This is a genomic window from Mycobacteriales bacterium, from assembly GCA_030697205.1.
Lineage (GTDB): Bacteria > Actinomycetota > Actinomycetes > Mycobacteriales > SCTD01 > JAUYQP01.
Map to the genome: position 1 here is coordinate 103,363 of JAUYQP010000014.1, position 21,532 is coordinate 124,894.

Here is a 21,532-nt window from a genome sequence, read left to right on the forward strand (position 1 = left end):
CCGCTCCCCGCGGGTGGCCGCCGTGAAGCGACTGCACCGCCGCTCGGCCCGCGTGGCCGAGCGGCGGTTCGTCGTCGAGGGGCCGCAGGCGGTGCGCGAGGCGCTTGAGGACGGCGGGCTGCTGGAGCTGTTCACCACCGACGCCGACCACCCGCTCGCCCGGCAGGCACTGGCCGCCGGCACCGAGGTCGTCACCGTCTCCGCGGCGGTCCTCGGCGCGATGGCCGAGACCGTCACCCCGCAGGGTCTGCTCGGCACCGCGCCGCTGCGGGCCGCGGACCTCGGGGCGCTGACCTCGGCGCGGCTCGTCGTGGTCCTCGAGGACGTGAGCGACCCCGGCAACGCTGGCACCGTCATCCGTACCGCCGACGCGGCGGGTGCCGACGCCGTCGTGCTCACGGCGGGCTCGGTCGACCCCCACAACGGCAAGTGCGTGCGGGCGACCGCCGGCTCGTTGTTCCACCTGCCCGTGGTCTGCGGGCCCTCCGTGGCCGAGGCCGTCGCGGCCGCCCGGGCCGCGGGGCTGCAGGTGCTGGCCACCAGCGGCACCGCGAGCGACGACCTCGACGACCTCGCCGACGCCGGTGCGCTCGCCGGGCCCACCGCCTGGCTGCTGGGCAACGAGGCCGCGGGCCTGAGTCCCGAGGCGCTCGCGCTGGCCGACCGCAGTGTGCGGATTCCGCTGCACGGCCGGGCCGAGTCGCTCAACCTCGCGACGGCCGCCGCGGTCTGCCTCTACGCCACGGCGCGTGCCCAGCGTCGCGCGGACCCCCTTTCGCCGTAGAGTGCGCCTGACACGAGCGGGTGGAGGGAGGTGGCGGCGCGCGTGAGCGACAGCGGCGTGGACAAGAGCGCCTACGACGACCTCCCCGACGGCGTCCTCGTGGCTGACGAGGCCGGCCGGGTCGTGCTCGTCAACCCTGTGGCGGCCCGGCTGCTCGCGACCCCGGCCGACAGCGCCGTCGGCCGCGACTACCGCGAGGTCCTCCCGCTGCTCGACGAGCAGAGCCGTGACTGGTGGTCCTGCACCGACCCCTACGCCGGGATGGCGTCGCGGACCCGCCAGCCCGAGCGCCAGCTGCAGCTCGGCAGCGGTCCGGCCGCCGGCCGGGACCTGCTCGTCACGGCGTCCTACGTCCGCGACGACCAGCGACGACTGGTGCGCCTCGTCGTCGTCCTGCGCGACACCGTTGCCCGTGAGCGGCTCGAGCGCTCCCGGGCCAACCTCGTCTCGACGGTCGCCCACGAGCTGCGCTCGCCGCTCACCAGTGTCAAGGGCTTCACCGCCACCCTGTTGGCGAAGTGGGAGCGGTTCAACGACGACCAGAAGAAGGTCATGCTCCAGACGGTCAACGCCGACGCTGACCGCGTCACGCGCCTGATCTCGGAGCTGCTCGACGTGAGCCGCATCGATGCCGGTCGGCTCGAGATGCGCAAGCAGGTCGTCGACGTCCCGGCCGCGGTCCGCAAGATCGTGGCCGGTCGGGTGGCCTCCGGTGACGCCGAGGACCGCTTCAGCGTCGTCGAGACGCCGGGCCTGCCCGAGATGTGGGTCGACCCCGACAAGCTCCAGCAGGTGGTCGGCAACCTCGTCGAGAACGCCCTGCGCCACGGAGAGGGCCACGTGAGCATCACCGTCGGCCCGGTCGAGCTCTCAGGTGGCACCGGCTGCGAGGTGACCGTCGCCGACGAGGGCGAGGGCATCCCCGAGGCCACGGCCTCCCGGGTCTTCACCCGCTTCTGGCGGGGCGGCGACCGTCGCGGCGGCACCGGTCTCGGCCTCTACATCGTCAAGGGCCTCGTCGAGGCGCACGGCGGCAGCGTCGAGGTGCAGCGCGCCCCCAGCGGGGGAGCGCTGTTCCGATTCGTGCTGCCCGCCGGCACGCCCTCCTTCGTCTAGGGCCCCGGCGGGCGCCCCGCCGGCCCCACCCGCACCCACCGATCACGGAGCTGCTTCCGCATGACCGCGCCCGACTACGACCCCAAGCTCGCGAGCGTCCTCGCCCCCGAGGCGCTCGAGGCCGCCGTGACCGAGGCCGCTGAGGCGTTCCGCGCCGCCACCGGTCTCGACGAGCTCGCCGCGGCCCGCACCGCCCACCTGGGTGACCGCGGCCCGGTCGCGCTCGCGCGCCGCGAGATCGGCGGGCTGCCTCCGCAGGCGAAGGCCGACGCCGGCAAGCGGGTCAACCTCGCGATGGCGCAGGTCACCAGCGCGTACGACGCCCGCCGTGCGGAGCTCGAGGCCGACCGCGACGCGCGCGTGCTCGTCGAGGAGGCGGTCGACGTCACGGTGCTGCCGGGGCGGCTGCCGGTCGGTGCGCGCCACCCGCTCAGCACGGTGCAGGAGGCCGTCGCCGACATCTTCACCGCGATGGGCTGGGAGGTCGCCGAGGGCCCCGAGGTCGAGCACGAGTGGTTCAACTTCGACGCCCTCAACATGCCGGCGGACCACCCGGCGCGCGAGATGCAGGACACCCTGTGGCTCGAGCCGCGAGAGCGCGGGCTGCTGCTGCGCACGCAGACCTCGCCGGTGCAGGTCCGCACGCTGCTGACCCGCCGCCCACCGGTCTACGTCGTCTGCCCCGGCCGGGTCTTCCGCAAGGACGCCCTCGACGCGACCCACTCGCCGGTCTTCGCGCAGGTCGAGGGGCTCGTGGTGGACCGCGGGATCACGATGGCGCACCTGCGCGGCACCCTCGAGCACTTCGCGCAGGCCGTCTTCGGGCAGGCGCTGCGCACCCGGCTTCGTCCGTCGTACTTCCCCTTCACCGAGCCCAGTGCCGAGCTCGACCTGGAGTGCTTCTCCTGCCGAGGTGCCTCCGCGGTGCCCGGCGCCGAGCCCTGCCGGGTCTGCTCCAGCGAGGGCTGGATCGAGTGGGGTGGCTGCGGCATGGTCAACCCGGCGGTGCTGCGGGCGTGCGGCGTCGACCCCGAGGAGTTCAGCGGGTTCGCGTTCGGCATGGGCCTCGACCGCACCCTGATGTTCCGTCACGGCATCACCGACATCCGTGATCTCTACGAGGGCGACCAGCGGTTCACCCTCCCGTTCGGGCTGGAGGCCTGAGGTGCGCGTCCCGCTGTCCTGGTTGCGCGAGCTCGTGCCCGGCCTGACCGCCCCGGTCGAGCAGGTCGCCGAGCGGCTGGTCGCCGCCGGGCTCGAGGTCGAGACGATCGACCGGCTCGGGCACGACATCAGCGGTGTCGTCGTCGGCCGCGTCGTCGACGTCGAGGAGCTGACCGGCTTCAAGAAGCCGATCCGGTTCTGCCACGTCGACAGCGGCACCCGCGTGCACGACGTGGTCTGCGGCGCCACGAACGTCGCCGCAGGTGACGTGATCGCGTTCGCGACGCCGGGAGCCGTGCTGCCTGGTGGCTTCCAGATCGCGACGCGCCAGACCTACGGCCGCACCTCCGACGGCATGATCTGCTCGGCCGCCGAGCTCGGGCTGTCCGACGAGGCCGACGGGATCCTGGTCCTTCCCGCCGACACCCCGCAGGGTGGCGACGTCGTCGCCCTGCTGGGCCTGCGAGACGAGGTCCTCGACATCGCGGTCACCCCCGACCGCGGCTACGTCCTGTCCGTCCGCGGGGTCGCCCGCGAGGCCGCCACCGCCTTCGGGCTGCAGCTCACCGACCCGGGGCTGCGCGAGACCCCCGCGTCAGGTGGCGGTCACGAGGTCCGGCTCGACGACCCCGCCGGCTGCGACCGCTACGTCGCCCGCATCGTGACCGGTCTCGACCCCACCGCCCCGAGCCCGGCCTGGCTGCAGCGGCGGCTCACGCTGTGCGGCGTCCGGTCGATCTCGCTCGCGGTCGACGTCACCAACCACGTGATGCTCGAGGTCGGCCACCCGCTGCACGCCTTCGACCTCGACCGGCTGCAGGGCGCCGTCGTCGTGCGCCGGGCGGCTGCGGGGGAGCGGCTGACCACGCTCGACGGGCAGGACCGCGCGCTCGACCCCACCGATCTCGTCATCACCGACGACAGCGGTCCGATCGCGCTGGCGGGGGTGATGGGTGGCGCGGCCACTGAGGTCACCGCCACCACGACGTCCCTGCTGGTCGAGGCCGCCCACTTCGCGCCCGCCACGGTCACCCGCACGGCCCGCCGCCACCGGTTGCCGAGCGAGGCCAGTCGGCGCTACGAGCGCGGCGTCGACCCCTCGCTGGCCGCGGCGGCTGCCGATCTCGCCGTCGGGCTGCTCGTCGACCTCGGCGGGGCCGTCGCCGGGCCGGTCACCGACGTGGACCTCACGACGCCGCGGGCCGCGATCGCCTTCCCTGTCGGTGCGCCCGCGCGCACCGCCGGCCGCGACTACGCCGACGAGGTCGTCGTGGCAAGGCTGCGCGACGTGGGCTGCGAGGTGTCAGGCGTCGACCCGCTCCAGGTGACGCCGCCGACCTGGCGGCCCGACCTCACCGGCGTCGCCGACCTCGTCGAGGAGGTCGTGCGGCTCGAGGGCTACGACACGGTCCCCGTCGTGCTGCCGCCGGCCCCGTCGGGCCGCGGCCTCACCGCGGCGCAGGTCCTGCGGCGCACGGCGTCGCGCGCCCTCGCGGCCTCCGGTCTCGTCGAGGTCGCCAACCCGCCGTTCGTCTCCGAGCGGGTGCTCGAGGCGCTCGGCGCCCGTGCGGGTGCGCCGCGCCTGACCAACCCGCTGTCGGAGGCCGAGGCGCTGCTGTCGCCCACCTTGCTGGCGAGCCTGCTCGCCGCGCTGCACCGCAACGCCGCCCGCGGCGCCGGTGACGTGGCGCTGTTCCAGACCGGCCGGGTCTTCCTGGAGTCCGACGCACCGACGGCGGCCGTCCCCGGTGTCGACGACCGCCCCGGCGACGACGCCCTTGCGGCCCTCGACGCGACGCTGCCCGTGCAGCCGCGCCACGCCGCTGTGGTCCTCGCGGGCCGCCGCGACGACCGGCCGGTCGACTGGGCCGACGCCGTCGAGTCCGCCCTCGCGCTCGGGCGGGCGCTGCGACTCGAGCTGACCCTCGTTGCGGCCGGTCCGCTGCCGTTCCACCCCGGGCGCTGCGCCGCCGTGCAGCTGGCGGGCGTCACGGTCGGCCACGCCGGCGAGCTGCACCCGCGCGTCGTCGAGGCCCTCGAGCTGCCGGCCCGCACCTGTGCCGCCGAGGTCGACCTCGACCGCCTCGTCGACGCGGCCGTGGCCGCCGGTCCGGTCGACGCGCCGGTGGTCTCGTCGTACCCCCCGGCCAGTGTCGACGTGGCCCTCGTCGTCGCCGCGGACGTCCCCGCGCAAGAGGTCGAGCGGGCCCTGCGCGACGGGGCCGGACCGCTGGTCGAGTCGGTGCGGCTGTTCGACGTCTACACCGGGCCGCAGGTGGGTGAGGGGCACCGGTCGCTCGCCTACGCCCTGCGCTTCCGGGCTCCCGACCGCACACTGACCGATGGTGAGGCGGTCGCTCTGCGTGACGCCGCTGTCGCAGAAGCGACATCCCGGGTGGGCGCCGTGCTGCGCGGAGCCTGAGGGCGGCGGGCCACCGGTCACGGTCGGTCAATGGTCACAACGGGCCATGGCACCTGGGCTCGAGACGGTCGAAGGTGACGCCGTGCTCATCACACGTCGCTCTGCGCTCACCGTCCTGGCTCTCTCGCTCACCGGTCTGCTGGGCACCCCCGCCCCGGCGACTGCGAGCCCGGTCGCCACCTGGATCGTCACCTACGACGCACCCCCGTCGCCGGTGGACCTCCAGGTGCTCGGCAGCCTGTCGGACGCGGTCCACGGCTTCACGAAGGTCCCGGCGGCCGTCGTCAACGTCCCGTCCGCGCTGGTGCCGCTGCTGCGCCGGCTCCCGGGCGTGCGCGGCGTGTGGGCCAACGAGACCTACCAGCCGCTGCTCGCGGGCGCGACGACGGCGAGCCGGGCCCGCAAGGTCTGGGACGAGCTCGGCTGGACCGGCGCCGGCGTCGGCATCGCGGTCATCGACGCGGGCGTCGACGGCAGCCACCCCGACCTCTGCGCGCAGCCGGTCTTCTGCCGCGGCACCGCCGTCAAGGTCGTGCAGAACGTCAAGGTCCTCGGGCGCCAGGACGTCGTCGGTGACCCCGTCGTCTACCTCGAGGACCAGGTCAGCACCGACTCCACGTCGGGTCACGGCAGCCACGTGGCCGGCATCGCCGCGGGCTTCGGCACGGCCAGCGAGACCCCCGGGAAGTACCGCGGGGTCGCCCACGGAGCGTCGATCGTCGGCTACGGCACCGGCGAGCTGGTGGAGGCGGTCAACGTCCTCGGGGCCTACGACCACGCGATCGCCCACGCCGCGGAGTACGGCATCAAGGTCATCAACAACAGCTGGGGGCCCGGTGCCTTCACCAACTACGACCCCGAGCACCCCGTCAACCGCGCGACCGACGCCGCCTGGGCCGCCGGCATCAACGTGGTCTTCGGCTCGGGCAACGACGGCACCCGCACCGACAGCCTCAACATGTTCTCCGCGCACCCCAAGGCCATCTCGGTCGCTGGCGGTCGCAAGGACGGCCAGCAGGCGTTCTTCTCCTCCAAGGGCGTGCCAGGCAGTCCGCTGTGGCACCCCACGCTGACGGCCCCGGGGGAGTCCATCTCCTCGGTGCGCGCGCTCACCGGCTTCACGATCACCGTGGCCGACGCGGGCGTGGCGGTGGACGGCGGCGACGCCCCCACCGGCACCGACCAGGCCTACTACGCGCGCAGCAGCGGCACCTCGATGGCCGCGCCGCACGTCGCCGGCGTCATCGCCCTGGTCCAGCAGGCCGCCCACAGCAGCCGCGGTACCTGGCTGACCCCGCTCGAGGTGCGCAACCTGCTGCAGAACACCGCCCGTCCGATGATGCCGAGCTACCAGCACTACAGCGCGGGTGCGGGCTACGTCGACGCCTTCGCTGCCGCGACCGCCGCCGCCGCGGGGACGCATCTCGGCGCCTACGACGACGGCACGACCTACGACACCCAGGCGTACGCCGGAACCGTCGGTCCCGCGGCCCTCGTGTCGACGTCCACCTTCGAGTCCACCTTCGCGGTGGCGCCCGGCGCGCGGTCGCTCGACGTCATGGCCGACTGGGGGCCGGAGGCGGTCGTCCCGGCCAACCAGGACCTCGACATCGACCTCTTCCGCCCCGACGGCACGCTGTTCCGCGGCACCTTCCTGGTCTGCGATCCCGCCCAGCAGCCCAACGGCTACTCGTCGTTCTGCTCGTCGGCACCCAACGAGCGGCTCACCGTCACCGACCCCGTTCCCGGCACCTGGCGGGTCGTCGTCAAGGGCGGGCTCGCCACCGCGAGCGAGACGGTGCGCGGCCTGTGGTCCGCGGCGTACCCCGACGGCACTCCCGTGCCGGCCCGCCCCGGTGCCACCTCGGTGTCGACCGTCCCCGCGACCCCCGCCGGTGTCGCCGGCCAAGGCGTCCTCGTGACCGCCACGGTCCGCGACGCCGCGGGCCTGCCGGTCGCGAACGCGCCCGTCACCTGGTCCTCGACCGGCATCGGCGCGGTCACCCACGCCGAGCCCGTGACCGACTCCTTCGGCCGTGCGGTCGCCACCGCCGGCGCCGGGTCGCTGGGCGCCCAGACCGTCACTGCCACGACGGGTGCGCTCTCCGGGTCCGGGGCGATCACCTGGCTCGGCCTGCCCGTCCTGCCCGCCCCGACCGAGCCCTGTGTGCTCAGCTGCCCGCCGCCGCCCGCGGCCGACACCGCCGGCGAGGTCTCCGGCGGCGGATGGTGGCAGCAGGGCACCAAGCGGCACCTCACTGTGGGTGCCTCCAACGAGACCGGCTCGTCCGCACCGAGCGGCGAGCTGCGCTACGACGACAAGGCCGGCACCGTGCTGCGCGCGACTCTCGTCGAGCGCTTCCGCGTCGACGGCGGCACCGCGACGCTGTCGGGGTCGGGCACCGTCAACGGCACCGACGGCTACCGCTGGACGCTCACCGTCACCGACGGCGGCCAGGATGACAGCGCGAGCCTGGTCATCACACAGGCAGGGTCGAGCTACCGCCACGAGGCGGGCGGCACCCTCGGTGGCGGCAACCTCACGGTGACCGCCGGCTGACGGCCACGGCCCACCCCGGGCCTTGTGAATATCCATGCGTAACTGTGTATGATCTCTCCCATGGGCATGACAGCAGCGGTGGCCGGGGCGAGCGGCTATGTCGGCGGTGAGCTTCTGCGGCTGCTGCTGGGCCACCCCGACCTCGAGGTCGGGCCGCTGGCGGCGGGCAGCAGCGCCGGTCTGCCCGTCGGCGACGTCCACCCCCACCTGCCGCAGCTCGCCGAGCGGGTCTTCACCTCGACCGACCCGGCTCGCCTGGCCGAGGCCGACGTGGTCTTCCTCGCGCTGCCGCACGGCGAGTCCGGCGCCCTCGCCGCGGCCCTGCCCGAGGGCCTGCCGGTCATCGACCTCGGCGCCGACCACCGGCTCGCCGACCCGGCGGCCTGGGAGCGCTTCTACGGCACCCCCTGGTCGGCCCAGTGGGCCTACGGCCTGCCCGAGCTCTTCCGGGCCGACCTCGTCGGCACCCCCCGTATCGCCGCCCCGGGCTGCTACCCCACGGCCGTGACGCTCGCGCTTGCGCCGGTGATCGGCCTGGTCGACCCGACGGACCTCGTCGTCGTCGCCGCGTCCGGCACCAGCGGTGCCGGCCGGGCCGCCAAGGCGAGCCTGCTCGGCAGCGAGGTGATGGGGGACCTGTCGGCCTACAAGGTCGGAGCCCACCAGCACACCCCCGAGATCCGGCAGACCCTCGCGCGGGTCGCCGGGACCGCGGTGGGGCTGTCCTTCACGCCCGTCCTCGCCCCCATGCCACGCGGCATCCTCGCCACCTGCACGGCCCGCACCACCGCGTCCGAGGACGACCTCCGCGAGGCCCTCGTCGACGCCTACGCCGACGAGCCGCTCGTCCACGTCCTGCCACAAGGGCGCTGGCCGCACACCGCCGCCACGATCGGGTCGGCGAGCTGCCACCTGCAGGTCACGGTCGACACCGACGCCGGTCGGGCCGTCGTCGTGAGCGCCCTCGACAACCTCGGCAAGGGGGCCGCGGCCCAGGCGCTGCAGTGCGCCAACCTCTCCCTCGGCCTGCCCGAGCTCGCCGGGCTGTCCGCCAGCGGGGTCGCGCCGTGACCGTCACCGCAGCCAGGGGCTTCCGGGCCGCGGCCGCGACCGCCGGCCTCAAGGCCAGCGGCACGCCCGATGTCGCACTGGTCGTCAACGACGGGCCGTCCCGCGCGGCCGCCTGCGTCTTCACCCGCAACCGCTTCAAGGCCAACCCGGTCCTGTGGAGCGAGCAGGTCGTGCGTGACGGCCGGGTCCGTGCCGTCGTCCTCAACTCCGGTGGGGCCAACTGCGGCACCGGCCCGCAGGGCTTCCAGACCACCCACGCCACCGCCGAGCGGGTCGCGACCCTGCTGGGTGACGGCGCCGGCGACGTCGTCGTCTGCTCGACCGGGCTCATCGGCCCCCAGCTGGACCGCGACACGGTCCTCGCCGGCGTCGACGCCGCTCACGCCGCCCTCGCCGCCGACGGGGGAGGCGCTGCGGCCGTCGCGATCATGACGACCGACACGGTGGCCAAGACCGCGTCGTACGACGCTGCCGGCTTCGTCGTCGGGGGCATGGCCAAGGGCGCCGGCATGCTCGCTCCCGCCCTGGCCACCATGCTCGTCGTGATCACGACCGACGCCGACGTCACCGCCGCCGACTGCGACCGGGCGCTGCGGGCCGCGACCCGCACCACCTTCGACCGCCTCGACTCCGACGGCTGCCAGTCCACCAACGACACCGTCCTGCTCCTGGCGAGCGCAGCCTCCGGCACCGCACCCGATCCGGCTGCCTTCGACGCCGCCGTGCGCGCCGTCTGCGCCGACCTGGCGCAGCAGCTGCTGACCGACGCCGAGGGCTCCCGCCACGACATCGCGATCGAGGTCGTCGGTGCGGCCAGCGAGGACGAGGCCGTCGAGGTGGCTCGCTCCGTCGCCCGCAGCAACCTGTTCAAGTGCGCGGTCTTCGGGGAGGACCCCAACTGGGGGCGGGTGCTCGCCTCGGTCGGCACCACGACCGCGACGTTCGAGGTCGCAGACGTCGACATCTCCTTCAACGGCGTCCAGGTCTGCCGCGCGGGCCAGTCGTTCGAGGACCCCGCGAAGGTGGAGTTCCGCGGCCGCGACGTCCACGTCGTCATCGACCTGCACGCGGGAGGCTCGGGCGCCACGGTGCGGACCAACGACCTGACGACCGACTACGTCCACGAGAACTCGGCGTACTCCACATGACCCACGCCGCCCTGTCCAAGGCTGCCGCCCTCGTCGAGGCCCTGCCCTGGCTGAAGTCCTTCCACGGCCGCACCGTCGTTCTCAAGTACGGCGGCAACGCGATGACGAGCTCCGAGCTGCAGCAGGCCTTCGCCGAGGACGTCGTCTTCCTGCGCTACGCCGGGGTCAGGGTCGTCGTCGTCCACGGCGGCGGACCGCAGATCACCGCCCACCTCGACCGGCTCGGCGTCGACAGCGAGTTCCGCGGCGGTCTGCGGGTCACCACCGCCGACACGATGCAGGTCGTGCGGATGGTGCTCGTGGGTCAGGTCAACAGCGAGGTCGTCGGCGCCATCAACACCCACGGCCCCTTCGCGGTCGGGCTGTCCGGGGAGGACGCGCACCTGTTCACCGCGGAGCGCCGCGACGCCCTGGTCGACGGCGAGCTCGTCGACATCGGCCTCGTCGGTGACGTCGTCGACGTGCAGCCGCAGATCGTGCGGGCGCTGCTCGACGAGGGCAAGGTCCCTGTCGTCGCCACCGTGGCGCGCGGTGCGGACGGCGAGATCTACAACGTCAACGCCGACACTGCGGCCGCCGCCCTCGCGATCGCGCTCGGAGCGGAGAAGCTCGTGGTCCTCACCGACGTCGAGGGGCTCTACGCCGACTGGCCGGCCTCCGACGCCGTCATCAGCAGCCTCGGCGCCGACGAGCTCGAGGCCCTGCTGCCGACGCTGTCGAGCGGCATGGTGCCGAAGATGGAGGCCTGCTTGCGGGCCGTGCAAGGCGGCGTCCCCCGCGCCCACGTCCTCGATGGCAGGGTTCCGCACAGCGTCCTGCTCGAGCTGTTCACCGACGAGGGGATCGGGACCATGGTGACGCCGTCATGAGCGCGACCACGCAGTGGCAGGCCCGCTGGGACGCCGCCCTGATGGGCAACTACGGCACGCCCGCGCTCGTGCTCGCCCGCGGCGAGGGCGCCCGGGTCTGGGACGTCGACGGCAAGGACTACGTCGACCTGTTCGCGGGCCTCGCTGTCAACGTCCTCGGCCACGCGCACCCCGCGGTCCGCGCGGCCGTCGACCGTCAGCTCGCGACCCTCGGCCACGTCAGCAACCTCGCGGTCAGCGAGCCCGTCGTCCGGCTCGCCGAGCGGCTGCAGCAGCTCACCGGCCACGACCGGGTCCTGTTCACCAACTCCGGCGCGGAGGCCAACGAAGCCGGCCTGAAGATCGCCCGCCGGCTGCGGCCCGGGGGCGGCTTCGTGGCCTGCGACCGGGCCTTCCACGGCCGCACGATGGGCGCTCTCGCGGTCACCGGCCAGCCCGCCAAGCGGGCCCCCTTCGAACCGCTGCCAGGGCCCGTCGCCTTCGTCCCGTTCGGCGACGCCGACGCGCTGCGGGCGGTCGTCACCGAGCAGACCGCCAGCGTCGTCCTCGAGCCGGTCCTCGGCGAGGCGGGGGTCGTCGTACCCCCCGCCGGCTTCCTCGAGGCTGCCCGGGCCACCTGCGACGCCACCGGTGCGCTGCTGCACCTCGACGAGGTGCAGGGCGGCATCGGCCGCGCCGGTGCGTGGCTGGCCACCGAGGTCCTCGCCCCCGGCGTCCGCGGCGACGTCGTCACCCTCGCCAAGGGCCTCGGGGGAGGGCTGCCGATCGGTGCCGTCCTCGCCAGCGGCGCCGCCGCGCACGCCCTGCAGAAGGGCGACCACGGCACGACCTTCGGCGGCAACCCGGTCGTCTGCGCGGCCGCCCTCGCCGTCCTCGACACGGTCGAGTCCGAAGGGCTGCTCGCGTCCTCGACGACGCTCGGGGAGCGGCTCGCCAGCGGCATCCGGGCCCTCGACCACCCGCTCGTCGCGAGCGTGCGCGGGGTCGGGCTGTGGCTCGGCGTGGTGCTCACCGAGCCGGTCGCCGCCGCCGTGGAGGTCGCCGCCCGGGAGGCCGGCTTCCTGCTCAACGCGCCCGCCGCCGACGTGCTGCGGCTCGCTCCGCCTCTCGTGATCACCGAGGCCCAGGTCGACGCCTTCCTCGGTGCCCTGACCGGGGTCCTCGACGCCGCAGGTGCCGCCGCTAGGGTCGGCGCATGACCTCGACCGGAGCTGCCTCGTGACCATCACCCGTGTCCTCGTCGTCGAGGACGACCCGAGCGTCCGGGGCCTGCTGCAGACCCTGCTGTCTGCCGAGGGCTACGACGTCGTGACCGCCTCGGACGGCCTCGCGGGTCTGGTCAAGGCGACCTCGACGCACCCGGCGCTGGTGCTGCTCGACCTGATGATGCCGGACCTCGGCGGCGTGCGCGTGCTCGAGGAGCTGCGCGACGACCCCGAGCTCGCCCACATCCCCGTCATCGTCGTGACCGGCAAGGTCGACGCCGTGCCCGGCATGCGCGACGTCCTCGGTGAGGACAACGTCTTCCTCAAGCCCTTCGCCGTCGCCGAGCTGCTCGCCCGCGTCGGCGAGGTCACCGGCGGACCGGACGCCAGCTGATGGTGCGCCACTTCCTGGCCGACGACGACCTGTCGCCTGCCGAGCAGGCAGAGGTCCTCGACCTCGCAGCCCAGCTCAAGCAGAGCAGGTACGACGGACCCCCTGATGGACGCAGACCGCTCGCGGGCAAGGCCGTCGCCGTGGTCTTCGAGAAGCCCTCGACCCGCACCCGGTTGTCGTTCGAGATCGGCATCGCCGAGCTCGGTGCCCACCCCGTCATCCTCGACGCGCAGTCCACCCAGCTCGGCCGCGGCGAGACCATCGAGGACACCGCGCGGGTGCTGTCGCGCTACGTCAGCGCCATCGTCATCCGCACCTTCGGCGACGACCGGATCCAGGCCCTGGCAGAGGCGTCGAGCGTGCCTGTCGTCAACGCCCTGACCGACGGCTACCACCCGTGCCAGATCCTGGCCGACCTGCAGACCGTCCGGGAGCGCAAGGGCACGACCGCCGGCCTGACGCTGGCCTACCTCGGCGACGGCGCCAACAACATGGCCCACTCCTACCTGCTCGGCGGCGCGATGGCCGGCATGCACGTCCGCATCGGCGCCCCCGACGGCTACCTGCCCGACCCGGCTGTCGTCGAGCGCGCCAAGGCCTACGGCACCACCATCACCGTGACGAGCGATGCCGCCGAGGCAGCGCGTGGCGCCGACGTGCTCTGCACCGACGTGTGGGTGTCGATGGGCATGGAGGGGGCGCAGGCGCGCATCGACGCCCTCACCCCCTACGCCGTCGACGACGCCGCCCTGGCTCTCGCCGGGCCTGACGCGGTCGTCCTGCACTGCCTGCCGGCCCACCGGGGCGAGGAGATCGCAGCGTCGGTCATCGACGGCCCGCAGTCCGCGGTCTGGGACGAGGCGGAGAACCGGCTGCACGCGCAGAAGGCGCTGCTGACCTGGCTGCTGGAGCAGGGCTGAGCATGGCCGCCCGACGGCACGTGGCACCCGTGGCACCCGTGGCACCCGCCACGAGGGCCGCCCGTCACGCCCGGATCGTCGAGCTCGTCACGACCCGGTCCGTCACCAGCCAGACCGAGCTCGGCCGGCTGCTCGCCGAGTCCGGCATCGCCGTCACCCAGGCGACGCTGTCGCGCGACCTCGAGGAGCTCGGCGCGGTGAAGGTCCGCACCTCCGGCGGTCAGGCCTACGCCCTGCCGCCCGAGGGCCAGCCGGTCGGCGGCACCGCGCAGTCCGTGGACGCCCGGCTGGCCAAGCTGCTCGAGGAGCTGCTGGTCTCGGTCGAGGCCACCGGCGACGCGGTCGTCCTGCGCACGCCCCCCGGCGGCGCCCACCTGCTCGGCTCGGCGCTCGACCGCGCCGGGCTGCCCGACGTCGCCGGCACCGTCGCCGGTGACGACACCGTCCTGCTCGTCGTCCGCACGCCGGCGTCGCCGGCTGCGAGCACGCTCGCCACGAGGCTGCTCGGCCTCGCGGAGGGCCGACCCCTGGAGATCTCGTGACCGTCCCCCGCGTCGTCCTCGCCTACTCGGGAGGCCTCGACACGTCCGTCGCCATCGGCTGGATCAAGGACCTGACCGGTGCCGAGGTCATCGCCGTGGCCGCCGACGTCGGCCAGGGCGGTGAGGACCTCGAGGTCATCCGCCAGCGGGCGCTCGACTGCGGTGCGGTCGAGGCCGTCGTCGCGGACGTCCGCGACGAGTACGCCGACGAGTACTGCCTGCCGGCGCTGCAGGCCAACGCGCTCTACATGGGCCGCTACCCGCTCGTGTCCGCTCTCAGCAGGCCGCTCATCGTCAAGCACATGGTCGCCGCGGCCCGTCAGCACGGCGCGACCGTGCTCGCCCACGGCTGCACGGGCAAGGGCAACGACCAGGTCCGCTTCGAGGTCGGCATCGGCGCGCTGGCCCCCGAGATGTCGGTGATGGCGCCGGTCCGCGACTCCGGCATGACCCGCGACAAGGCCATCGCCTTCGCGGAGCAGCACGGCCTGCCGATCGACGTCAACAAGAAGTCGCCGTACTCCATCGACCAGAACGTCTGGGGCCGTGCGGTCGAGACCGGCTTCCTCGAGGACCCGTGGAACGGCCCGATCGAGGACGTCTACGACTACACCCAGGCGCCGGGCACGGCGAGCGGTCCCGACGAGCTCGTCCTGACCTTCACCCACGGTGTCCCGACCGCGATCGACGGCCGGCCCGTGACGGTGCTCCAGGCCATCGAAGAGCTCAACCGCCGTGCCGGGGCCCAGGGGGTCGGCCGGCTCGACATGGTGGAGGACCGCCTCGTGGGCATCAAGAGCCGTGAGGTCTACGAGGTCCCCGGGGCGCAGGTGCTCATCACCGCCCACCAGGAGATGGAGAACCTCACCGTCGAGCGCGACCTGGCCCGCTTCAAGCGCACCGTCGAGCAGCGCTGGGCCGAGCTGGTCTACGACGGCCTGTGGTTCTCCCCGCTCAAGCGCGCCCTCGACGCCTTCATCGCGTCGTCGCAGCAGCACGTCTCGGGCGAGGTCCGCCTGGTCCTGTCGCACGGCACCTGCACCGTCACCGGCCGGCGCTCCGACGCGACGCTCTACGACTACGAGCTCGCGACCTACGACACCGGCGACACCTTCGACCAGAGCCTCGCCAAGGGCTTCGTCGAGCTGTGGGGCATGCCGTCCAAGATCGCCGCTCAGCGCGACCAGCGGCTCGCGACGTGACCGAGCGCACCAGCCTGTGGGGCGGCCGGTTCGAGGGCGGCCCTGCCGAGGCCCTCGCCCGGCTGTCGGTCAGCGTCCACTTCGACTGGCGGCTCGCGCCCTACGACCTGCTGTCGTCCAAGGCCCACGCACGGGTGCTCCACCGCGCCGGCCTGCTGGACGACACCGAGCTCACCCGCATGCTCGGCGCCCTCGACGACCTGCGCGAGGAGGTCCGGGCCGGCCAGTTCCGGCCGACCTTCGACGACGAGGACGTCCACACCGCGCTCGAGCGCGGCCTGCTGGAGAAGCTCGGCTCGCTCGGCGGCAAGCTGCGCGCCGGCCGCTCGCGCAACGACCAGGTCGCGACCGACCTGCGCCTCTACCTGCGCGACCACGGCCGCGCCGTCGTCGGCCGCGTCGCCGAGCTCGAGAGCGCGCTGGTGGAGCTCGCCGCCCAGCACCTCGACACCCCGGCTCCCGGCATGACCCATCTGCAGCACGCCCAGCCGGTGCTGTTCGGCCACCAGCTGCTCGCCCACGTCCAGGCCCTCGCCCGCGACGTCCACCGCCTCCGCGACTGGGACCTGCGCGCGTCGGTCTCCCCGCTGGGCTCCGGCGCCCTGGCCGGCTCGTCGCTGCCGGTCGACCCGATCTCCACCGCGGCCGAGCTCGGCTTCGGCAGCGCCGCCCCCAACTCCATGGACGCCGTGTCCGACCGCGACTTCGTCGCCGAGTTCCTGTTCTGCGCGGCGCTGCTCGGGGTCCACCTCTCCCGCTACGGCGAGGAGGTCGTGCTCTGGAACTCCACGGAGTTCGGCTGGGTCACCCTCGATGACGCCTTCTCGACCGGCTCGTCGATCATGCCGCAGAAGAAGAACCCCGACGTGGCCGAGCTCGCCCGCGGCAAGGCGGGTCGGCTGATCGGTCACGTCGCCGGCTCGCTCGCCATGCTGAAGGGCCTGCCGCTGACCTACGACCGCGACATGCAGGAGGCGCAGGAGCCCTGCTTCGACGCGGTCGAGACGCTGCTGCTCGTTCTGCCCGCGCTGGCCGGGATGACCTCGACGATGACCGTCAACGCCGACCGCCTCGAGGCGACCGCGGCCGACGGCTTCGCGCTGGCCACCGACGTCGCCGAGCTGCTCGTGAAGAACGGCGTGCCCTTCCGCGACGCCCACGAGGCCGTCGGTCACCTCGTCGTGTGGTGCACCGTCAACGGCAAGGACATGCACGAGCTCACCGACGCCGAGCTCGCGCACGTCTCGCCGCACCTCACGCCCGACGTCCGTGACGTGCTCGACGTCCGCGGGGCCATCGCGGCCCGTGACGGCCACGGCGGCACCGCGCCCGTCCGGGTCGCGGAGCAGCTCGAGGTGCTGCGCATCGAGGTCGAGTCCCACCGGCGCTGGGCGATGTCCACCCCCGAGTGAGCCACCCCCTCACCGGACCGGTCGAGCAGGTCGCCCCGCGGCTGCTCGGCGCGACGCTGTCGCTCGGCGGCATCGCGGTGCGCCTCACCGAGGTCGAGGCCTACGCCGGCACCGGTGAGGACCCGGGCTCCCACGCCCACCGCGGCCTGACCCCGCGCAACGCCGTGATGTTCGGGCCCGCCGGTCGGGCCTACGTCTACTTCAGCTACGGCATGCACTGGTGCCTCAACGTCGTCACCGGCCCCGAGGGCCGCGCCGCCGCGGTGCTGCTGCGCGCCGGCGAGGTCGTCGAGGGGCTCGACCTCGCCCGCGTCCGCCGACCGGGGGTGCGCGACCGCGACCTGTGCCGCGGTCCCGCTCGGCTGTGCCGCACGCTCGGGGTCGACGGCGCGTACGACGGCAAGGACCTGCTCGACGCCGCGTCCCCGCTGCGACTGCTGCTCGCGCCGATCGCGCGGACGGGGGTGCTGACCGGTCCACGGGTCGGGGTCGCGGGGGAGGGGGCACCCACCCCGTGGCGGTTCTGGCTCCCCGACGAGCCGACCGTCAGCCCCTACCGCGCGGCCGTGCGACGGGTCCGTAGGGTCGGGCCATGAGGCTCCAGGGACAGGTCGGGGTCGTCACCGGCGCCGGTCGTGGCATCGGGCGCGTGATCGCCACCGCGCTCGCCGCCGAGGGCATGCGGCTGACGCTCGTGGCCCGCACCGGCGCACAGGTCCGCTCTCTGGCCGAGGAGCTCGAGCGCGACCACGGCGCCCGGGTCCTGCCGGTCGCCGCCGACGTCACCGACCCCGCAGCGGTCGACCGCCTCGTCATGCACACCGAGCAGCAGCTCGGTCCCGTCGACCTGCTCGTCAACAACGCCGCGCGCATCGAGAGCGCCGAGCTGCCGTTCTGGGAGTCCGACCGCGACGAGCTGTGGTCGGTCGTCGAGACCAACCTGCGCGGGCCGCTGCTCATGACCCGCGCGCTGCTGCCCCCGATGGTCGGCCGCGGCCGCGGCCACGTCGTCACCCTCACCAGCCGCGCCCGCGCCGCGACCCGCACCGGCACCTACACCGGCTACGCCGTGTCCAAGCGCGCGCTGACCGTGCTCACCGAGTCGCTCACCGCGCCCCTGGCCGGCACCGGTGTCGTCGTCCTCGACGTCCTGCCCGGCCTGGTCCGCACCGAGATGACCCTGTCGATGCCGGTCTGGGACGGCACCACCGAGTGGGACGACGCCGCCTGGACCGCCCGCACCGTCGTCGACGCCGCCCTCGGGCTCCACGACGGCGCCCACGGCAGCCTGCTCGACGCTCGCGCCCTCCACCGCCCCACCCCCTGACCCGCCCCCCGTCGCGCGGCGGGGGAGCGCAACCCGGTGGCGCCCGTACGGGAGGATCACCGGGTGACCGAGCCGCTCCGTGACCCCGACCCGTCGACCCTCCCCACCGTCCTTCCCACCGTCTTTCCCACGGTGGCCCCCGTGGCCGACGTGCTGGCCGACCTCGAGTGGCGCGGGTTGCTCGCACAGACCACCGACCGCGACGCCCTGGCCAAGGACCTCGGCGACGGGATCACGCTCTACTGCGGCTTCGACCCCACCGCTGACAGCCTTCACCTCGGCAACTGCGTCCCGCTGTTCGCGCTGCGCCGCTTCCAGCTCGCCGGCCACCGGCCGATCGCGCTCGCCGGCGGCGCCACCGGCTTCATCGGCGACCCGAGCGGCCGGTCCTCCGAGCGCACCCTGCTCGACGCCGACACCCTCGCCGCGCGGGTCGTGGTCCTGCAGGCGCAGATGGCCCGTTTCCTCGACTTCGCCGACGGGCCGAGCGGCGCGATCATGGCCGACAACCTCGACTGGACGAAGGACCTGTCCGTCATCGACTTCCTGCGCGACGTCGGCAAGCACTTCCCGGTCAACCAGATGCTCGCGCGCGAGTCCGTCAGCGCCCGTCTCGCGGGTGGGGGCCTGTCGTTCACCGAGTTCAGCTACCAGCTGCTGCAGTCCCTCGACTTCGTCGAGCTCCACCGCCGCCATGGCTGCCGGCTGCAGGTCGGCGGCAACGACCAGTGGGGCAACATCACCGCCGGCCTCGACCTGCTGCGCCGCGTCGACGGCGCGCACGCCCACGCCCTGACCTTCCCGCTCGTCACCGACGCCTCCGGCGGCAAGATCGGCAAGAGCACTGGCGGCGGCAGCGTCTGGCTCGACCCGGCCATGACCTCGCCGTACGCGCTCTACCAGTTCCTGCTCAACGTCGACGACCGCGACGCCGGCACCTACCTGCGCCTGCTCACCTTCGTCGGGCGCGAGGAGGTGGAGGCCCTCGACGCCGCCACCGCCGAGCGCCCACAGGCCCGCAGCGCCCAGAAGCGGCTCGCCGCCGAGCTCGTCGCGCTCGTCCACGGGTCCGACGAGCTGGTGCGGGTCCAGCGCGCGAGCGCGGCGCTGTTCGGCGGGGGTGCCCTCAGCGAGCTCGACGAGGCCACGCTCGGAGCGGCTCTCGCGGAGGCGCCGAGCACCGCTGTGCCGACAGGCACGACCCCGGCGTACGACGAGATGCTCGCCGCCGCGCTCGGTCTGTCGCGGTCGGAGGCCCGTCGTGCCGTGAAGGAGGGCGGGGCCTACCTCAACAACGTCAAGGTCACCGATCCCGAGCTCGTCCCGGGGGAGTCCGACTGGCTGCACGGCCGCTTCCTCGTCCTGCGCCGCGGTAAGCGCACCGTCGGCGTCGCTCAGCGCGGCTGAGCCCTGCGGAGCCCCCATGGCGGGCCACGCGGGGGCCTCTCGGTGTGACGACTGAGGCTCCGGTGTCCAGCGGACACGCCGCAGTGCCCCGAAACGCGCGGTTGTGCCCCTGCTCACGACCCCGGGATTTGACTCGCCCGTCGATCCCTCGTAACTTCTGCATCGCCGCCGGAGCACCGGACAGCAGCGGGAACACGAGTCGCTCACCGATCCAGTCAAGGATCACCGAGGACGACGAGCTGCAGTACGGACCGCCGGCCCCTCGCTCCACCGGAACCCCACGACTGCGTCGTGTCCGGGAACGAGGGTGGGCTCGACCCGCCAGACCGCAAGGTTTGACAGGAAGAACAAGCCCTAGTAGATTAAGCGAGTTGCCCCGAGAACGGCCGAGAGGCCCGGACCGGTGAGCGTCCGTTCCTTGAGAACTCAACAGCGTGCCGAAAGTCAGTGCCATACATATCCGGCACGGCAGGGAGACGACCCGTTCGGGTTGGTCACTTCCGCGACCGGATGCATTTGGTGAACAATGGACAACTACAAGCTAGTTGACTCTTGGGATCCAGCATCAGCTGACCTCCGTCAGGGAGGCAGCGACTCTCTAGCTGACGCCATCAGACTTCGGTCTGGCGGTTGTCGTAGAACCTTATTGGAGAGTTTGATCCTGGCTCAGGACGAACGCTGGCGGCGTGCTTAACACATGCAAGTCGAGCGACGCTCTTCCTTCGGGAAGATGACGGAGCGGCGAACGGGTGAGTAACACGTGGGCAACCTGCCCCTAGCTCTGGGACAACTCCGGGAAACCGGGGCTAATACCGGATACGACCTCTGAGGACATCCTCGGCGGTGGAAAGTTTTTCGGCTAGGGATGGGCCCGCGGCCTATCAGCTTGTTGGTGAGGTAACGGCCCACCAAGGCGACGACGGGTAGCCGGCCTGAGAGGGCGACCGGCCACACTGGGACTGAGACACGGCCCAGACTCCTACGGGAGGCAGCAGTGGGGAATATTGCGCAATGGGCGAAAGCCTGACGCAGCGACGCCGCGTGAGGGATGAAGGCCTTCGGGTTGTAAACCTCTTTCAGCAGGGACGAAGCGAAAGTGACGGTACCTGCAGAAGAAGCACCGGCCAACTACGTGCCAGCAGCCGCGGTAATACGTAGGGTGCAAGCGTTGTCCGGAATTATTGGGCGTAAAGAGCTCGTAGGCGGTCTGTCGCGTCGGCTGTGAAAACTCGGGGCTCAACCCCGAGCCTGCAGTCGATACGGGCAGACTAGAGTGCTGTAGGGGAGACTGGAATTCCTGGTGTAGCGGTGAAATGCGCAGATATCAGGAGGAACACCGGTGGCGAAGGCGGGTCTCTGGGCAGTAACTGACGCTGAGGAGCGAAAGCGTGGGGAGCAAACAGGATTAGATACCCTGGTAGTCCACGCCGTAAACGGTGGGTGCTAGGTGTGAGCGGTATTCCACGCCGTTCGTGCCGCAGCTAACGCATTAAGCACCCCGCCTGGGGAGTACGGCCGCAAGGCTAAAACTCAAAGGAATTGACGGGGGCCCGCACAAGCAGCGGAGCATGTGGCTTAATTCGACGCAACGCGAAGAACCTTACCAAGGCTTGACATGCAGGGAAATCTCACAGAGATGTGAGGTCCGCAAGGGTCCTGCACAGGTGGTGCATGGTTGTCGTCAGCTCGGGTCGTGAGATGTTGGGTTAAGTCCCGCAACGAGCGCAACCCTCGTCTTATGTTGCCAGCACGTCATGGTGGGGACTCATAAGAGACTGCCGGGGTCAACTCGGAGGAAGGTGGGGATGACGTCAAGTCATCATGCCCCTTATGCCTAGGGCTTCACGCATGCTACAATGGCCGGTACAAAGGGCTGCGATACCGCAAGGTGGAGCGAATCCCAAAAAGCCGGTCTCAGTTCGGATTGGGGTCTGCAACTCGACCCCATGAAGTCGGAGTTGCTAGTAATCGCAGATCAGCAACGCTGCG

The 21,532-nt window shown here is 72.8% G+C and carries 17 protein-coding genes and 1 rRNA gene; all 18 read left to right on the forward strand.

What is annotated here, in order from left to right; all coding sequences use genetic code 11:
• Positions 1 to 22 precede the first annotated feature (22 nt).
• Positions 23 to 784, forward strand: coding sequence for an RNA methyltransferase (locus Q8R60_05345; protein ID MDP3711895.1), 762 nt, complete (start codon positions 23 to 25; stop codon positions 782 to 784).
• A gap of 42 nt (positions 785 to 826) precedes the next feature.
• Positions 827 to 1,900 carry a PAS domain-containing sensor histidine kinase gene (locus Q8R60_05350; GenBank protein ID MDP3711896.1) on the forward strand — a complete coding sequence of 358 codons (1,074 nt, stop codon included), beginning with the start codon at positions 827 to 829 and terminating at the stop codon, positions 1,898 to 1,900.
• 60 nt (positions 1,901 to 1,960) lie between these two features.
• Positions 1,961 to 3,064, forward strand: a complete 1,104-nt coding sequence (pheS, locus tag Q8R60_05355) for a phenylalanine--tRNA ligase subunit alpha (GenBank protein ID MDP3711897.1) — start codon at positions 1,961 to 1,963, stop codon at positions 3,062 to 3,064.
• A 1-nt stretch (position 3,065) separates the two neighbouring features.
• Positions 3,066 to 5,486: a phenylalanine--tRNA ligase subunit beta gene (pheT, locus tag Q8R60_05360; GenBank protein ID MDP3711898.1), complete on the forward strand. Its 2,421-nt coding sequence runs from the start codon at positions 3,066 to 3,068 to the stop codon at positions 5,484 to 5,486.
• Between the two features lie 82 nt (positions 5,487 to 5,568).
• Positions 5,569 to 8,046 (forward strand): S8 family serine peptidase, encoded by a 2,478-nt coding sequence (locus Q8R60_05365; protein MDP3711899.1) that lies wholly within the window; start codon positions 5,569 to 5,571, stop codon positions 8,044 to 8,046.
• A gap of 60 nt (positions 8,047 to 8,106) precedes the next feature.
• The gene (argC, locus tag Q8R60_05370) at positions 8,107 to 9,117 is read left to right on the forward strand and encodes an N-acetyl-gamma-glutamyl-phosphate reductase (protein MDP3711900.1); all 1,011 of its coding nucleotides are present in this window, start codon (positions 8,107 to 8,109) and stop codon (positions 9,115 to 9,117) included.
• Complete coding sequence (argJ, locus tag Q8R60_05375) at positions 9,114 to 10,265, forward strand: bifunctional glutamate N-acetyltransferase/amino-acid acetyltransferase ArgJ (protein ID MDP3711901.1); 1,152 nt, start codon at positions 9,114 to 9,116, stop codon at positions 10,263 to 10,265. Before argC ends, argJ begins: the two co-directional genes overlap by 4 nt.
• On the forward strand, positions 10,262 to 11,134 hold the full coding sequence (gene argB / locus Q8R60_05380; protein ID MDP3711902.1) for an acetylglutamate kinase: 873 nt from the start codon (positions 10,262 to 10,264) through the stop codon (positions 11,132 to 11,134). The genes argJ and argB overlap by 4 nt, the downstream gene beginning before the upstream one ends.
• On the forward strand, positions 11,131 to 12,333 hold the full coding sequence (locus Q8R60_05385) for an acetylornithine transaminase (protein ID MDP3711903.1): 1,203 nt from the start codon (positions 11,131 to 11,133) through the stop codon (positions 12,331 to 12,333). The genes argB and Q8R60_05385 overlap by 4 nt, the downstream gene beginning before the upstream one ends.
• A gap of 19 nt (positions 12,334 to 12,352) precedes the next feature.
• A complete protein-coding gene (locus Q8R60_05390; GenBank protein MDP3711904.1) occupies positions 12,353 to 12,733 on the forward strand; it encodes a response regulator in 381 nt (126 codons plus the stop codon).
• On the forward strand, positions 12,733 to 13,653 hold the full coding sequence (gene argF / locus Q8R60_05395) for an ornithine carbamoyltransferase (GenBank protein MDP3711905.1): 921 nt from the start codon (positions 12,733 to 12,735) through the stop codon (positions 13,651 to 13,653). Before Q8R60_05390 ends, argF begins: the two co-directional genes overlap by 1 nt.
• Positions 13,654 to 13,655: 2 nt before the next feature.
• Positions 13,656 to 14,195, forward strand: coding sequence for an arginine repressor (gene argR, locus Q8R60_05400; GenBank protein ID MDP3711906.1), 540 nt, complete (start codon positions 13,656 to 13,658; stop codon positions 14,193 to 14,195).
• Entirely contained in the window at positions 14,192 to 15,397 is a 1,206-nt protein-coding gene (locus Q8R60_05405) for an argininosuccinate synthase (GenBank protein ID MDP3711907.1), read from the forward strand. The genes argR and Q8R60_05405 overlap by 4 nt, the downstream gene beginning before the upstream one ends.
• The gene (gene argH, locus Q8R60_05410; GenBank protein ID MDP3711908.1) at positions 15,394 to 16,809 is read left to right on the forward strand and encodes an argininosuccinate lyase; all 1,416 of its coding nucleotides are present in this window, start codon (positions 15,394 to 15,396) and stop codon (positions 16,807 to 16,809) included. Before Q8R60_05405 ends, argH begins: the two co-directional genes overlap by 4 nt.
• The gene (locus Q8R60_05415; protein ID MDP3711909.1) at positions 16,806 to 17,405 is read left to right on the forward strand and encodes a DNA-3-methyladenine glycosylase; all 600 of its coding nucleotides are present in this window, start codon (positions 16,806 to 16,808) and stop codon (positions 17,403 to 17,405) included. The genes argH and Q8R60_05415 overlap by 4 nt, the downstream gene beginning before the upstream one ends.
• Complete coding sequence (locus Q8R60_05420) at positions 17,402 to 18,136, forward strand: SDR family oxidoreductase (GenBank protein ID MDP3711910.1); 735 nt, start codon at positions 17,402 to 17,404, stop codon at positions 18,134 to 18,136. Before Q8R60_05415 ends, Q8R60_05420 begins: the two co-directional genes overlap by 4 nt.
• 132 nt (positions 18,137 to 18,268) lie before the next feature.
• On the forward strand, positions 18,269 to 19,543 hold the full coding sequence (gene tyrS, locus Q8R60_05425; GenBank protein MDP3711911.1) for a tyrosine--tRNA ligase: 1,275 nt from the start codon (positions 18,269 to 18,271) through the stop codon (positions 19,541 to 19,543).
• 643 nt (positions 19,544 to 20,186) lie between these two features.
• Positions 20,187 to 21,532, forward strand: a 16S ribosomal RNA gene (locus tag Q8R60_05430); the annotation flags it as partial.